11 protein-coding genes are annotated in these 15,534 nt (G+C 40.5%); 10 read left to right on the top strand and 1 reads right to left on the bottom strand.

Annotation, left to right across the window (positions count from 1 at the left end; genetic code table 11):
- The first annotated feature begins 11 nt into the window (after positions 1-11).
- Genes lepB (IW492_RS11740) through IW492_RS11720 form a run of 5 tightly spaced genes read left to right on the top strand, consistent with a single transcriptional unit; the run spans position 12 to position 5,815 of the window.
- Complete coding sequence (gene lepB, locus IW492_RS11740; protein WP_202067821.1) at positions 12-743, top strand: signal peptidase I; 732 nt, start codon at positions 12-14, stop codon at positions 741-743.
- Between the two features lie 22 nt (positions 744-765).
- The gene (lepB, locus tag IW492_RS11735; RefSeq protein WP_202067820.1) at positions 766-1,488 is read left to right on the top strand and encodes a signal peptidase I; all 723 of its coding nucleotides are present in this window, start codon (positions 766-768) and stop codon (positions 1,486-1,488) included.
- A gap of 29 nt (positions 1,489-1,517) precedes the next feature.
- The gene (locus tag IW492_RS11730; protein ID WP_202067819.1) at positions 1,518-4,154 is read left to right on the top strand and encodes a YfhO family protein; all 2,637 of its coding nucleotides are present in this window, start codon (positions 1,518-1,520) and stop codon (positions 4,152-4,154) included.
- Entirely contained in the window at positions 4,151-5,059 is a 909-nt protein-coding gene (locus IW492_RS11725; protein ID WP_202067818.1) for a hypothetical protein, read from the top strand. The genes IW492_RS11730 and IW492_RS11725 overlap by 4 nt, the downstream gene beginning before the upstream one ends.
- 12 nt (positions 5,060-5,071) lie before the next feature.
- Entirely contained in the window at positions 5,072-5,815 is a 744-nt protein-coding gene (locus tag IW492_RS11720; protein ID WP_202067817.1) for a hypothetical protein, read from the top strand.
- A 352-nt stretch (positions 5,816-6,167) separates the two neighbouring features.
- Here the strand turns inward: IW492_RS11720 and IW492_RS11715 are convergent, their stop codons facing one another.
- A complete protein-coding gene (locus IW492_RS11715) occupies positions 6,168-6,713 on the bottom strand; it encodes a hypothetical protein (protein ID WP_202067816.1) in 546 nt (181 codons plus the stop codon).
- A gap of 843 nt (positions 6,714-7,556) precedes the next feature.
- Between IW492_RS11715 and IW492_RS11710 the strand changes: the two genes are divergently transcribed.
- The 5 genes from IW492_RS11710 (at position 7,557) to IW492_RS11690 (ending at position 15,440) form a co-directional block, all read left to right on the top strand.
- Positions 7,557-8,804 carry a competence/damage-inducible protein A gene (locus IW492_RS11710; RefSeq protein WP_202067815.1) on the top strand — a complete coding sequence of 416 codons (1,248 nt, stop codon included), beginning with the start codon at positions 7,557-7,559 and terminating at the stop codon, positions 8,802-8,804.
- 104 nt (positions 8,805-8,908) lie between these two features.
- Entirely contained in the window at positions 8,909-9,958 is a 1,050-nt protein-coding gene (gene recA, locus IW492_RS11705) for a recombinase RecA (RefSeq protein WP_202067814.1), read from the top strand.
- A 668-nt stretch (positions 9,959-10,626) separates the two neighbouring features.
- Positions 10,627-12,183, top strand: a complete 1,557-nt coding sequence (gene rny, locus IW492_RS11700) for a ribonuclease Y (protein ID WP_202067813.1) — start codon at positions 10,627-10,629, stop codon at positions 12,181-12,183.
- 334 nt (positions 12,184-12,517) lie between these two features.
- The gene (locus IW492_RS11695) at positions 12,518-14,197 is read left to right on the top strand and encodes a peptide ABC transporter substrate-binding protein (RefSeq protein ID WP_202067812.1); all 1,680 of its coding nucleotides are present in this window, start codon (positions 12,518-12,520) and stop codon (positions 14,195-14,197) included.
- 445 nt (positions 14,198-14,642) lie between these two features.
- Complete coding sequence (locus IW492_RS11690; protein WP_202067811.1) at positions 14,643-15,440, top strand: TIGR00282 family metallophosphoesterase; 798 nt, start codon at positions 14,643-14,645, stop codon at positions 15,438-15,440.
- Positions 15,441-15,534 lie beyond the last annotated feature (94 nt).

Raw genomic sequence — 15,534 nt, 5'->3', positions numbered from 1 at the left:
AGGTGCTGATGGTGAAAAAAAGAAAGCAGCGATTGTCTCATACGAAAACAAAAAGAAACTCAAAATCTGCTAAGAAAATAAATTTGCGGGAAAGTAAGAAAAGAAAATCGGGACACAGAAAGACTGTTGCCGTTTCAAAAAATGGGAAACAGCGCAAAACCAGCAACCGAAAACAGCCGAAGAGAAATTATACAAAACAAAAGAAACGAAGAGAGGGCGCATTTATTAAAGAATTGATGATTGCTCTCCTCATTGCGGCAGTACTCTTTGGTCTGCTATTCTGGGTTACTGTCAGAATACCCAAAATAGAAGGTTATTCTATGACACCGACGATTAATGATCAGGACCGTCTCTTTGTATATAAATGGGACTCTATTCAGCGTTTCAAGCTGCTGTATTTTGAAGTGCCGGAAATGGGTGAAGCAATGGTTCGGCGAGTTGTTGGACTACCTGGTGAGGAACTTTATTACAAGAACGGCAGTCTGTTTATTAATGGTGAAGAAATTCCAGAACGGTTTTTATCATCTGTTTTTTCAGAAGCTGCTGCTGAACCGATGACAGAAGATTTCACTTTGAAGGAAATCGCTGAAGTAATCAGGGTTCCGGACGACTGCTACTTTGTTCTGGGAGATAACCGACTTTATGCGACGGACAGCCGCTATTTTGGGTTTGTAAAAAAAGAGGACATTTTTGGATTGGTGAAGGCCAGAATCTTCCCTATCCATGCCATGCGTCAGTTTTAAGAAGAGTAGAGGGACAATAGGTATGCAACAAAAAAGGACTCAAATAAAGAAAAGAAAATCTCGGAATCAAAAGAGACAATCTGCTGTTCGGCGAAACAAAAAGCAGCAAAAGTTTTTAATCGGAATAAAAAGGCGGGTTCATTACTTAAAAAAAACAAAAACATGGAGAGAACTGCCTAAAAATCTCGTAAACTGGTTCAGGCAAAAAGAAACATGGGGCTTGTTGTTATTTTTGCTTCTTCTGCTCTTTTTTTTTCTGAGGTTTGGAACACATAAAGTAGATGGCCAATCAATGGCGCCGACATTTCAAACAGGTGATCGAATTATTGTTAAGAAGCAGCAGGTCATTCAACGATACGATATTGTTACTTTTGAACCTAAAGAGATCAAGGGGGAGTCCTACGTAAAAAGGATTATCGGGATGCCCGGTGATCAGATTCAACTGGATGGCACAACACTGTATCTGCTGCCGGAAGAAAGTGTGACAGCTGAAGGAGATACTCAAATTCTGCCGAGAGAACCAGGCAGTTTGGCAGACGGAACCCTAACAATTCAGGTTTCAGAATACACTGCATATATGCTGGGCAGTTATCAGACGATTCCGAAAGGACATTATTTTGTCGAAGGTGACAATCGGCTGCATTCTGATGACAGCCGGGTTTTTGGCTTAGTTGACTCGGCACAGATTGAAGGGGTTGTGCTGTACCGTTACTATCCATTGACAAATATGGGGGCTGTCCATTAAGAATACAGACAAGAAAGAGAGAACTAAACATGAAACGATTACAGAGATTTGTAAAGGAGCACTATCTGGCAATGATTCTCAGTTTCAGTATTCCTGTACTGCTGATGGTCGTTGCCTATTATTCTATTGAAATTTATCCGGGAAGTGAGAGAAGTATTCTGGCGACAGACTCCTTTGCACAATATGCGAACTTCCATGCCAGTTTCAACAATGTACTTCATGGAAAACAAAGTATTTTTTATACATGGTCGGGCTCTCTAGGGTTAAATTACTGGGCATTGGCTGCATACTATCTTAATGGTATTTTCACTCCTTTGGTCGGCTTCTTTGACAATGCCAATATGCCGGATACAATTTATTATCTGACACTGTTGAAATTTGGTGCAAGCGGTCTGGCATTCTGGTTTTTCGCCAAGCATACGTTTACGCTGAATCGGTGGCTGTCAGTTGGCTTAAGCATTTCTTACTCGCTGATGTCTTATGCTGTAGGCTACTCGGAAGTAATCATGTGGCTGGATACATTTGTCTATTTACCTTTAATTATCTGGGGAATTCACAGACTGATGGATCAAAGAAAGCCGACCTTATTGTTTACCAGTTATCTGCTGCTGTTCTTGTCCAATTTCTATATGGCGTTTATGGTAGGTGTCTTCACTTTTTTGTATACAGTCATACGAACATTGCTGAATCGGAAAAAATATAAGGGGCGATTTATTTCCTATCTGATTACTTCTTTACTTGCCGGCGGAGCGTCCATGGTGACAATTTTACCTGCAATTCTTGATTTGAGAACAAATGGGGAAAGTCTAAGCGAAATTACTGACTTTTTTACAGCTGATACGGGACCATGGGATTTTATTGCTAAAAGTATGGCAGGTGTGTATGATACGTCAAAATACGAAAGTATGCCATTTATCTATATCGGACTGGTACCGCTGATTTTCTGTGTGTATTACTTTGTCTGCAGAAAGATTTCGTGGAAGGAAAAATTGGGATATGGGAGTTTGGGACTTTTACTTATCGCCAGTGTCTATATCTATCCTTTGAATCTTTTTTGGCATGGGCTGCATGCACCGAATATGTTTTTATTCCGATTTAGTTTTCTATTCTCTTTTCTGGTTATTTTGCTGGCCGGGTATGGAATGGAACAATTTGAAAAGTCAGACAGTAATCGTCTGATAAACAGTGTGCTGGGAATTGGCGGTGTCTTTTTACTGATGCTGTTTTTAGCCAATAAGAAGCGCTATGATGTGATTACAATGGAGTCTCTGGTTATTACGATTGGTCTGCTGATCATTTATTTAATGCTTTGGCTTTTATGGGTTTCTCCCTCAAAATGGTCAAAATGGGTTCCAGTGCTGCTGGTTCTGCTAATGGGGGTAGAAGCCTTATTCAATGCAAAAAATATGGTGACAGGAATTCTTTATGATTGGGGCTATCCTTCCAGAGTATTATATGCAGAATCCTACGATAATGTTAAAACACTGACTGACAGCACGAAACAGGAGGAACAAAACTTTTTCCGTTTGGAAAATCTGGATGTGGAGTCGTTGAATACCAGCTTCAATTTTGGCTCGCATGGCGTGTCCATGTTTTCTTCTATCCGCAACCGACATTCTTCTCAGTATTTGAATGCGTTGGGTTACCGTTCTCTGGGAACAAACTTGACGATTGATTACAAAAACAACACTTTACTGGCAGACACGCTGGTTGGAGTGAAATATAACGTGGCAAAAGGAGAGCTGTTAAAGTTCGGCTATACTAAGATCGGAAAATCCGGAGAGTATTCTTTATATGAAAATGAGTATGCTCTGCCGCTGGGAATATGGACTGACGAGGAGATTTACAAAAGCGGAGCCGTTGCCAATCAGACAGAGCTGTTTAATCATCTGTCTGGGATAAAGGGGGAGCTTTTCAGCTTTGGCGAAGCAACACTGGTTAATTCAATGAATGCTGTTGTAACAGAGGAAGAACAAATCATAAGTATCGCAGAGACTGAACCGAATCTTGCAAAGCAGGTGACCTGGCTGGTAACGGTGCCGGCCAAACAGCAGGCGTACCTTAGTTTGGTTGTGACAAATCTGGCTGATTCTGTAGGGATTGATGTGAAAACGACAGTTGGCGGAGTCACACGAAAATCCGGACTGGTTAACAGTGGTCAGTATTATAATTTAGGCTATTTTGAGGAGCCGACAACTGTTCAGGTGACAGCGGAAATATCCGGAGGACAACAAAAAGTGGAACTGTATCGCCCCGATGCAGTCTTTCTTGATACAGAACATTTTGCTGAGGCAGCAGGAAGGATGCAGGAAAAAGGTGTTGATTTTCAGGTGGAGGGACGAAGAGCCCGGGCGGAGGTTTCATTGGAAAATGAACAGGTATTGTTAACAACTATTCCTTATGATAAAGGCTGGGAAGTTTATATTGACGGTGAGAAAGCAGAAGTAAAAACATTCAAAGATGCCTTTTTATCAGTTGCTGTACTGCCAGGTGAGCATACAATTGAATTTGTCTTTCTGCCATCTGGTTTTGTGATGGGTGCTTCTTTATTTGTCGGTTGTATTCTGTTGTTTCTTTTGTATCTTTACTGGCAGAAAAGGAATGGGTGGATAGTAGCTGTACAACCAGTGGAAAATCAATCGGCTGAGGAGGAAGAAATTCAATGAAGCTATGGCTAAATGGTGCATTGACAGGAATGCTTATTCTTTTGCTGTCCGGCTGTCAGGGGAATGAACTGGCAAAGGAAACCGAAGCTTTTACAATCAACGGCAGCGAGTATGAATTTCAGCTGCCCGCAGGCTGGGAGCCGGAAGAGGACTATCAAACAACATTTAATGAAGCAGCAGTTTTTGGTGCAGAAGATAGGAACAGTCGTGCTGTAATGTTTATTCGAGGGGAAGAGAGTGAGCCTTTTTCTGTTGAACAGCTGGCAGCGGAGACGGAAGAACAGGTCAGTAAGCATTATCTGCTGGAAACTGCTGAGATTGAGGAGTTTGAGGTGGCAGGTCGACCTGCTATTCATTATTTGATTCCCAGCGTCTATGAAAAAAAACGAGTCTGGCTGGACATCTATTATGTAGTAACAGATTCAAACCTTGTCAGTTTTCAGTATTACCGGCCAAAGGACAATAGTGCGAACAAACAGCAGGCAGTAATCCGCCAATCTGTTGAATCGCTGGAGCTGACCTATCTGGGAACTGCTTCAGCAAAAGACAAAACTGAAGAGGAAGCTGCTGTCCAGTTCACTGGTTATAAAATAGAAGAGGATCAGCTGATTATTCGTTATGTACTGACGAATAAGGGGACAGAGGTAATTATCCCCTCAGAAAAATGGGAGAGCCTGGTTACATTGGAACAAGGGGACCGTATGCTATTACAGGAAGAAAAAGCAGTTCGGGATAATCCGGATATTGCATTTTTGCAGCAGACGGGGAATCAGCCGTTGTCCAATAATCAGTCAGCAGAAAGCGCAGCAGTCTATCAGCTGATAGGAAAAGAGGCAGTCATGCTTACATTTGATTCAGCTGTTTTTAATGGAAAAGAACCGCTGATTATTCCAGTATCAGAGTAAGGAGCTGAACGTATGTATGTAAAAAAAATAATAAGAGCTTGTCTAACAGCCGCCGCAGGGTTGGTTATATCAGGTTGTTCACAGACTCCAGTATCAACAGCAGATAAAACATTACCGGAGAATGAAACAGCTTTTACCTGGTGGGCAGACCGCTCCGAGCCATTTGGTAATTACGAATATGCAGTGACGAATGAGTCCGAAGCGCTGACAGCTCTTGCTGACAAGTTTGAACTGGAACTGCTCCCGTCTTTTGACAAGGCAAGAGAGATAATGATAGAAGATTTTCTAATCGAAGGTACAGAGCAGGAAGCAGAAGAATTTAGTTTTAATGCCTATAATTCAACACTGACTTTTTCCAGTAAAATTAAATTTAAAAATGAAGAAAAATATACTTCTTATGGAACCGTGGCAGCAAAATATCAGTATATTGAAACGCTGGGAAAAGTGAAGCTGGCCAGCCAGAAAATTGATATTTATAATGATTTGTCAGATGAAAAATTTTATGGAGCAGATTTGAATCATACACTGAGGCAGCTGGGTGAGCTTATGGAGCTGAAAGAGTTAGATAGGCTGTTGGAAGAATTCGCAATTCAAACAGCAGATACAGGTACTTTAAAGGGAAAAGATATTGTTATTTACGAAGATTATCAGGAAGGGCAGAAGACCCGTTTGTTCGGAAAAAGCTTTGGTGTGAAATATGATATTGAAGGAACACTTGAAAAAATCTATGCGTATACGATGGACTACAGGCTATAAATAGCGTGTAGTATAAGTAATTAAAAGTGATCAGCTCCGAGAAGTAAGAAGGAATATCCGAAAATTGTCAAGGAACACTATTCATTCTATGAATAGCGTTCCTTGATACCTTCCTGGAGGTCCTCATATTTTCAGTATCGTTCGACTTAATTCCGAAGGAGCTGCTCCTGCGATTACTCGTCGCAAAAAGAATTTTTGCTTTTGTACCGCCATGTATTCGAGTTTAGAGTATGAAGAGAGTTTGAAACTTTATTTCTGTCCCAAACTCTTTAGTTTTCTTTTTAGAGTCATGGATAATCAAAAAATTATTTTGAAGAGTAGGTGAATAATATGGAAGACTTTATTTAAAAAATTAAACGGTTCCCAGAATATATTCAAATTCCCCGAATGCTACTTCATCAATTCCGCCATTCATCTGCAGCAGTATCAGCTTCTCTTCATTTACAGCAGTCCAGGATTTATACTGAGGGTCCTCTGCTGACAGATTATCGTAGAAAGCTTTCACTTCCTGCAAATCAGCTAAATTAGTGTAAACAGTTACCCGTCCATTTAGGTACGAAGCAGTATATTCAGAATAATATACGCCAAAGATAGCACCAGAAGCGGCTTTCATAGGAGCCAATCCATAATCCTCCGGGGTCATATCTCTTTCTTCGTTAACCCCCAGTCCCGCTTCTTTAAACTTTTGAACAACCTCCATAGCAGTGATGGCTGCCTGAGGCTGGGCTTCTGGAGCTTGAGCTTCCGGAGTTTCAGTGGAAGCGGTTGTATTGTCAGTAAGAGCAGCTTCAGAGCTGGAACTGTTTGCTGATGTATCTTTTTGATCATCCGGCTTGCTGCAGGCACTCAGACTAAGAAAACCAATACTAAGCAATCCGAAAATAATTCTTTTATTCATACGATCTCTCCCTTTATCTAATATTCTTGTGATTTTTATTTTAATAGTGAGCCTAATTTCTTTAATTTTTATCAATGTAACAGGAGCAGGGTAAACTATTTATGCTGACCTGCCAGTTCTATTTTGTCAGTTTCACTTGTGTAGGAATATCTAGTGAAATTGCCAGTTTCGCTAAGAGAAATAAACTAGTGAGATGGTGTGCAAAGCTCTGATTAGGAATAAAGGGGTTAAAATTTATTTCCTTAATTAGGAGTTTGCAATGCAAAGCCTCGATAAGTATTCCTTCAGCAAAGGTTAGTTTATCTGAGGGTATTAACGACAATTCTATGAATTCGCAAAGTTCATTCATTGTAACTATAGGCAGCATAGCGTCACGTTCCTACAGGCAAAAAGAATGTGCATCTACAGTTCTCGCTGCGTTGCGATCCTCGATGCATGAAAATAGCAGTGCATCTACGGTTCTCACTGTGTTGCGATCCTCGATGCATGAAAATAGCAGTGCATCTACGGTTCTCACTGTGTTGCGATCCTCGATGCATGAAAATAGCAGTGCATCTACGGTTCTCACTGTGTTGCGATCCTCGATGCATAGCGTCACGTTCCTACATGCTATTCTACCATTTTTCATGAAACCAAATCCATAAGATTGTTTAAAAATCTCTCAGTGTTTTTTTGCGGGGCAAAATAGTTTGTCACATTTGATTTAAATGGTAAGGATAAGTAGAATTTACTTTAAGAAGAGTTCCTACTATTTTACTTTTTTAGTACTTTTGCAGGAAAAAATTCGTGTGTTAAAATGAAAGTAGACTTTTTTACGTAGATTAGAATGAGAAGAGGAAAATTATGAAGGCAGAGATTATTGCTGTTGGCACAGAACTGCTGCTTGGTCAGGTAGTGAATACAAACGCTACATTTCTTTCAGAAGAGTTGGCGGACTTAGGGATTGAAGTTTATTTTCATACAGTTGTGGGAGACAATTTTCAACGGTTGACGGAGATTCTGGATCTGGCAGACAGTCGAAGCGATCTAGTCGTTTTGTGCGGCGGATTAGGACCTACTGACGATGATTTGACAAAAGATGCAGTTGCTGCTCATATTCAGCATCCGCTGATTCAGGATAAGGACGGAATGAAAAAGCTGCACTCATTTTTTGAATTTTCCCGCCGTCAGATGACTGAAAACAATTTGAAGCAAGCACTGATTATTGACGGAGGGACAGGAATTCCAAACCCAACTGGTCTTGCTGTCGGTTCCCTTGTGACAAAAAATGATACAAGCTATCTGCTGATGCCCGGACCTCCGGGTGAGTTAAAGCCGATGTTTGTTCAGTATGTTCGCCCGTTGCTGCAGAAATTGTTTCCAGCAAAAGAACAGCTGGTTTCGAGAGTTCTCCGTTTTTATGGTATTGGAGAATCTCAGCTGGTTACTGACCTGAAGGAGTTAATTGATAATCAAACCAATCCAACTTTGGCGCCTTATGCGAAACCAAATGAAGTAACTTTGCGACTGACTGCCAATGTATCCTTGGATGAAAACGGCGAAGCACTGCTTTCTGCAATGGAAAAGCAGATTATGGAAAAAGTTGGTGACTATTTTTATGGCTATGGAGATGAAAATACATTGGAAGAAACGACAGTCAAATTGCTGGCTGCTCACGGCAAAACAGTGGCGGCGGCAGAAAGTTTGACGGCAGGACTCTTTCAAAGCATGATAGGGAATGTTTCAGGAGCTTCCAATGTGCTTATAGGAGGATTTGTGACCTATTCTCCAACAATGAAAAGAGAGCTGCTGGGTATTCCTCAGGAGCTTCTTGACGAACATGGAGTGGTCAGCGAAGCATGTGCGAAGGCAATGGCTGAAAGTACTCTGAAACTGACAGATGCCGATTTGGCAGTTTCATTTACAGGAGTTGCAGGACCGGATGAGCTGGAGGGGCAGCCGGCCGGAACGGTCTGGATTGGGCTGGCAGGGAAGGACCGTAAGACAACTGCCGCTGTATATCATTTTAATCGGGATCGCCAATATATACGCTGCAGTGCGGCAATGAAGGGATTGGACCTGATTCGACGGGCAGTCTTAAATAAAAATTAGAAATACGAATGTTTGTTCGCTTTCTTCTTGATTTTTAAGAAAAAAGAAGTTAAGATAGTATTATCGAAAATAAATCATTTATTATATATAAGGAGGATTATCAATTGGCTGATGATCGCAAAGTGGCACTGGATGCTGCGTTAAAGAAAATAGAAAAGAACTTTGGTAAGGGTTCTATTATGAAGCTTGGAGAAAAAATTGATCAACAGATTTCAACAATCCCAAGCGGATCACTTGCATTGGATGTTGCTTTGGGAGTCGGCGGCTATCCCCGCGGACGAATTATTGAAGTTTATGGACCTGAAAGTTCAGGTAAAACAACAGTAGCATTGCATGCAATTGCTGAGGTACAGAAACAGGGTGGAACAGCTGCTTTTATCGATGCTGAGCATGCGCTGGATCCTCAATACGCACAAAAACTGGGTGTTAATATTGATGAACTGCTTCTTTCTCAACCAGATACGGGGGAGCAAGGTTTGGAGATTGCTGATGCTTTGGTTTCCAGCGGTGCTATTGATATTGTTGTTATTGACTCTGTGGCAGCATTGGTGCCTCGTGCAGAAATTGACGGCGAAATGGGTGCCAGCCACGTAGGTTTGCAGGCACGTTTGATGTCACAGGCGCTGCGTAAATTATCCGGTTCTATTAACAAAACAAAGACAATCGCTATTTTCATTAACCAGATTCGTGAAAAAGTCGGTGTCATGTTTGGTAATCCTGAAACAACTCCCGGCGGACGTGCCTTGAAGTTCTATGCAACAGTCCGTCTGGAAGTCCGTCGTGCAGAACAATTAAAACAGGGAACGGACATTATCGGAAACCGTACTAAAATCAAAGTTGTTAAAAATAAAGTTGCTCCTCCATTCAAAGTGGCAGAGGTAGATATCATGTATGGTCAGGGAATTTCTCAGGAAGGTGAACTTCTTGATATGGCTGTAGAAAAGGAGCTAGTCGAAAAAAGCGGTGCTTGGTATAGCTACAAGGGAGAGCGGATCGGACAAGGACGTGAAAACGTGAAAGTCTATATGATTGAACATCCTGGAATGATCGAAGAACTTTCCCCAATTGTCCGAACAGCATATGGAATTGGAGATGGCTCAATCGTAATAGAAGAGGCGGAAGGTCAGGAAAAGCTTCCTTTAGATGATGAATAGAAAACTCCGGCTCATTAACAAAAGCAAATGATGCTAGTGAAGAGAATTCAATAAAGTAATGTCGGGTCTAGAGGGGAAAAATCCCTCTAGACTTTTTTTGTTCGGTTAAAATAACGGTGTACCGAAATAAAAGCTGATTCTTAGTTTGAAGTTATAGAAACTGCGATGACTGCTGTATCATTTTCATGTCGTAGATTTTTTAAATTTCTCTAATCCGGTATCGTTGTATTTCCGAATCTAACCCATCATAACCATTGTGAGAAAAAAAGTTCCTTTTGATGTTAATTATTACACTATGACAGATGTCGATAACTTTTGAAATAATCATGTATTTTTTTCTACAGAATAATTATATTTTTTATACATACAAAACTCTCTGTAAAATAGATTTGGAATTTTTGTTTTTTCCTTGTCTGCTTTAATAGAAAGCGTATCAATATATGACAACGTGCTCTTTTTTTTACAGAAATAATAGGTTTTTCTGATTGGTGCAAGCTGTAGAAGAATGGTTATTTTAAGTTGACACACTCAGAGACAAACATTAGAATAAACTTATGTGCATTTAGCAATTTATGCACGTGAAACAGAGTATTAAAAATGGCATTCATATGTCAATAAAGTTGTATGATATTTTGAAAAAATAACAGGATAGTATGGAGGTGGAAACAATGGGTTTAACAATTCCCCTCGCTATCGTCGGATTGATTGTCGGTCTTGGAATAGGCTTTTATATTGCAAAATCTCGTCATGAAAAGGCAGTAGATGGAGCAAAAAGCTCTGCTGCCGGAATTCTTGAAGAGGCACGTAAAGAAGCTGAGACTCTGAGAAAAGAAACTTTGTTGGAAGCAAAGGAAGAAAACCAAAAGTATCGATCAGAAATTGAAAGTGAGTTGAAAGAAAGCAAATTAGAGTTAAAAACACAGGAAAATCGTTTGTTACAAAGAGAACAAACATTAGACCGTAAAGATGATACTCTTGAAAAACGCGAAAGCTCACTGGAAGAAAAAGAAGATAAACTAGGTGCTAGACAGCAATTAATTGATGAGCGGGAAAAAGAAGTAGAACAACTGATAGAAAAACAACATCAAGAGATAGAACGTATTGCTTCCCTGTCTAAGGATGAAGCCAAGAGCATCATCATGAAATCAACAGAAGAGGAACTGAGTCATGAACTGGCTGTGCTGGTTAAAGAATCAGAACAGCGTGCGAAAGAAGAAGCAGATCGTAAAGCAAAGAATCTGCTGTCTCTGGCCATTCAGCGTTGTGCAGCAGATTCTATCTCAGAAACAACGGTTTCAGTGGTGAGCCTGCCTAACGATGAAATGAAGGGACGAATCATCGGTCGTGAAGGTCGAAATATTCGAACACTGGAAACATTAACCGGAATTGATTTAATCATTGATGATACTCCGGAAGCAGTGGTCCTTTCAGGTTTTGATCCTATCAGAAGAGAGATTGCTCGGATGACCCTTGAACGTCTGATTCAGGATGGACGAATTCACCCGGCAAGAATCGAAGAAACGGTTGAGAAATCCCGTAAAGAGATGGATGAACGTATTCGTGAGTATGGGGAACAAGCTGCTTTTGAAGTTGGGGCTCATACCTTGCATCCCGATTTGATTAAGATTTTAGGTCGTCTGCGTTTCCGTACCAGCTATGGTCAGAATGTATTGAATCACTCTATCGAAGTGGCGAAGTTGACAGGTGTACTGGCAGCTGAGCTTGGTGAAGATGTTCAACTGGCAAAACGGGCAGGACTGCTTCATGATATCGGTAAAGCACTGGATCATGAAATTGAAGGTTCGCACGTGGAAATCGGAGCAGAACTGGCAGCGAAGTATAAAGAAAATTCAGTGGTAATCAATGCAATCGCCTCTCACCATGGAGATATCGAAGCAACATCCGTTATTTCTGTCTTGGTGGCAGCCGCAGATGCTTTATCAGCAGCAAGACCGGGTGCCCGCAGCGAGTCACTGGAAAACTATATTCGCCGACTGGAAAATCTGGAAAATATCTCCAACGGATTTGCCGGAGTGGACTCAAGTTTTGCTGTACAGGCTGGACGGGAAGTTCGTGTAATGGTTAAACCGGAAGAAATTTCTGATTTGGAAGCCGTTCGATTAGTTCGAGACATTCGCAAGAAAATTGAAGATGATCTGGATTATCCGGGTCACATCAAAGTAACAGTTGTCCGTGAGACACGGGCAGTAGATTATGCAAAATAATTTTAAAATTTATGGAGAACAGACAGTGCCGGTTAAACCGCCTGTCTGTTTTTTTATTTATGTACACAGCAATTAAAAATGAATATTTTTAAAAATAAAAAAACTATTCTGAAGAAAATGAGAGGAGGAAAAGAGCGCAGGGTCTCTATTTTACAGGCTAGTTATTTTTCGAGGAATTTTTTTCGTATGTTTTGTTCTATAAAAATGAATTTTTCCTCATTTCTTTCTATTTAAAAATTTACTGATTGCTTACGGAAACACAGGGGTATTTCATTGCTAGGACAGCGTATATTTGATATATTCTGAGTAGCTTTGAATAATGAGGAGGTATTTTATGGGATTCAAGAAAAAAGCTGTTTTGGGTTTTGCTGCAGCAGCTTTAGTGTTTGCATTTGCAGCATGTACAACTACTGGAAATAATACAAGTGACAGCGATGCTGCCGGAAGCGGCAACAATGCTTCGACTGGAGAACAGGTTTACACTTATGTTGAAAGACAGGAAATACCAAGCGCAGATCCGTCACTTGCAACGGACGAAGTTAGTTTTGTAGCTTTGAATAATGTTTATGAGGGTATTTATCGTTTGGATAAAGACAATCATCCTCAACCTGCCGGCGCAACAGAAGAAGCAGAAGTCAGTGAAGATGGATTGATTTATAGAATTAAACTGCGTGAAGATGCAGTCTGGACAGACGGCGAACCTGTAACAGCAGAAAATTATGTTTATGGATGGCAAAGAACTGTTGATCCGGATACAGGATCAGAATATGCGCATATGTTTGCACCTGTGAAAAATGCAGAAAAAATTAGTGCAGGTGAAATGGATAAGAAAGAACTGGGAATCAAGGCAGTCAGCGATTATGAGCTGGAAATCACTTTGGAAAAAGCAACACCTTATTTTGATTATCTCTTGGCTTTCCCTTCATTCCTGCCTCAACGTCAGGATATTGTTGAAAAATATGGGAAAGACTACACAACAAATAGTGAAAGTGCTGTTTATAACGGGCCGTTTACACTAACTGATTTTGATGGACCGGGAACAGATACAAACTGGTCTTATACTAAAAATGACATGTATTGGGACAAAGATACAGTGAAATTAGATAAAATCGTTGTAGATGTAATAAAAGAAGCACCAACATCTTTGAATCTATATCAAGATGGACAGGCTGATTCTGTTCCGCTGTCTGGAGAGCTGGCAATGCAGATGAAAGAAGATCCTGATTATCTAGTACTTGAAGGAGCATCTACTTTTTATCTGGAGCTGAATCAAATCGATACAGATTCACCATATAAAAATGCAAACTTGCGTAAAGCATTATCTTACGCAATTAATCGTGATGCACTCGTTACACAAATTTTGGCCAATGGCTCAACAGCTGCTGAAGGACTTGTACCTAAAGGTCTGACAACAAATCCAGATACAAACAAAGATTTTTCCAAAGAAGCTGGAAACAGTGTCGTTTATGATGAGAAGAAAGCAAAGGACTACTGGACAAAAGCTAAAAAAGAATTGAAGATTGATTCTTTGGATATCGACCTGCTGGTAGACGATTCAGATGGTGGTAAGAAAATGGCTGAATATCTGCAAGGTTCTCTTGGTGAGGTGCTGGAGGGAATTAACATCACAGTTAGTCCAGTACCATTTTCTGTTCGGCTGGATCGTATGAGCAAAAGTGATTTTGACGTTGCGGTCAGCGGCTGGGGAGCAGATTATGCAGATCCAAGCAGCTTCCTGGATCTGTTTGTAACAGACAATTCTTACAACCGCGGACAATATTCAAATAAAAAATATGATGAGCTGGTTGACAAAGCAGCAACAACAGATTTGAGTACTGCTGAAGCACGCTGGCAAGATTATCTGAATGCAGAAAAAATAATTATGGATGATATGGGTGTTATCCCTATTTATCAAAAAGCAGAAGTATTTTTACGTACACCTAAAATTAAAGATTTGTATTACCACTCTACTGGGGCAAAATACGACTTTAAATGGGCATACATGGAAGAATAGAGGACTGTGACATTAGTATGTTCCATCTCTCTGCCGAGTAAACAGTGTTTCAGGTATTTCCCAGAGCGGAATGTCTCTCTGCGATTAATCACTTCTCTTTCTAAAATGGATTGTCGCTAATTTATTTGATTATCGGACGTACATCATTCCGCTGAAAAGTCTGATAAAAGTATGACTGACAACTTGAGACAAGCAAAAGCTGTCATAAGTTCATCGAATATAGAAGCAACTGTGAGACCGGGAAACCAAAATCCCGGTCTGTTTGGTTTGCAGCAAGGTTTGTAGAAGCAGTTTCTAAATGCTGACTTATAGAAAATATCAAATTTGTTTAGAAGCAACAGCTTTTCCCAGTCTGCATATAAAGGTTTCAAAGAGAGAAACTTTCCATTCTGAAAAAAAACCTCTATAATAAGACAGTAAGAATAAAAGAGAAGAGGTAAAGGGTTTGCGTATATTATTTATAGGAGATGTTGTAGGTTCTCTTGGGAGAGAGACGCTTACAGAAGTTCTTCCTAAATTAAAAAAGAAATATCAGCCTCAAGTAACGATCGCTAATGGAGAAAATGCTGCTGCAGGCAGAGGAATCACCGGCAAAATATATAAAAAATTTTTACAGGATGGCGTGGATGTTGTTACGTTAGGCAATCACAGCTGGGATAATCGTGACATCTTTGAATTTATCAATGATGCCAAGAAAATGATTCGCCCTGCAAATTTTCCAGAAGGAACCCCTGGTCAGGGGATTGTCTATGTGAAAGTAAACCAGATTGAACTTGCTGTTATTAATTTACAAGCCCGTTCGTTTATGGTTGATTTGGATGATCCATTTAGAAAAGCAGAACAGCTGATTGAGGAAGCTCAAAAACGAACGCCTCTGATTTTTGTGGATTTCCATGGTGAAACAACCAGTGAAAAGCAGGCAATGGGCTGGTTTTTAGACGGAAGAGTCAGTGCTGTAATCGGAACGCATACTCATGTCCAGACAAATGATGCGCGCATTTTACCAAAAGGAACAGCTTATTTGAGTGATGTCGGCATGACAGGCCCATATGATGGAATTTTAGGAATGAAGCGGGACAATATACTTGAAAAATTTTTGACGGCATTGCCTCAACGGTTTGAGGTAATTGATAAAGGTCGGAGTATTTTATCCGCCTGCTTTATTGAGCTGGATGATCAGACAGGTTTGGCTAAGGACATACAGCTGATTCAGGTCAGCGAAGATCGTCCATTCAGAGAGTAGAAAACAAGGGCGGGGGAAGATATATTCCCGCTCTTTTTCTTTCAAATCTTTTTCTTTCAAAACTGCTTTAGAATAGAGCGAACGTCAATAGCAA

It is taken from the genome of Enterococcus sp. BWB1-3 (assembly GCF_016745275.1).
In the GTDB taxonomy this organism is placed as follows: domain Bacteria; phylum Bacillota; class Bacilli; order Lactobacillales; family Enterococcaceae; genus Enterococcus_L.
Note: the sequence above shows the minus strand (reverse complement) of the source record. Positions and strands in the feature narration are given on the sequence as shown.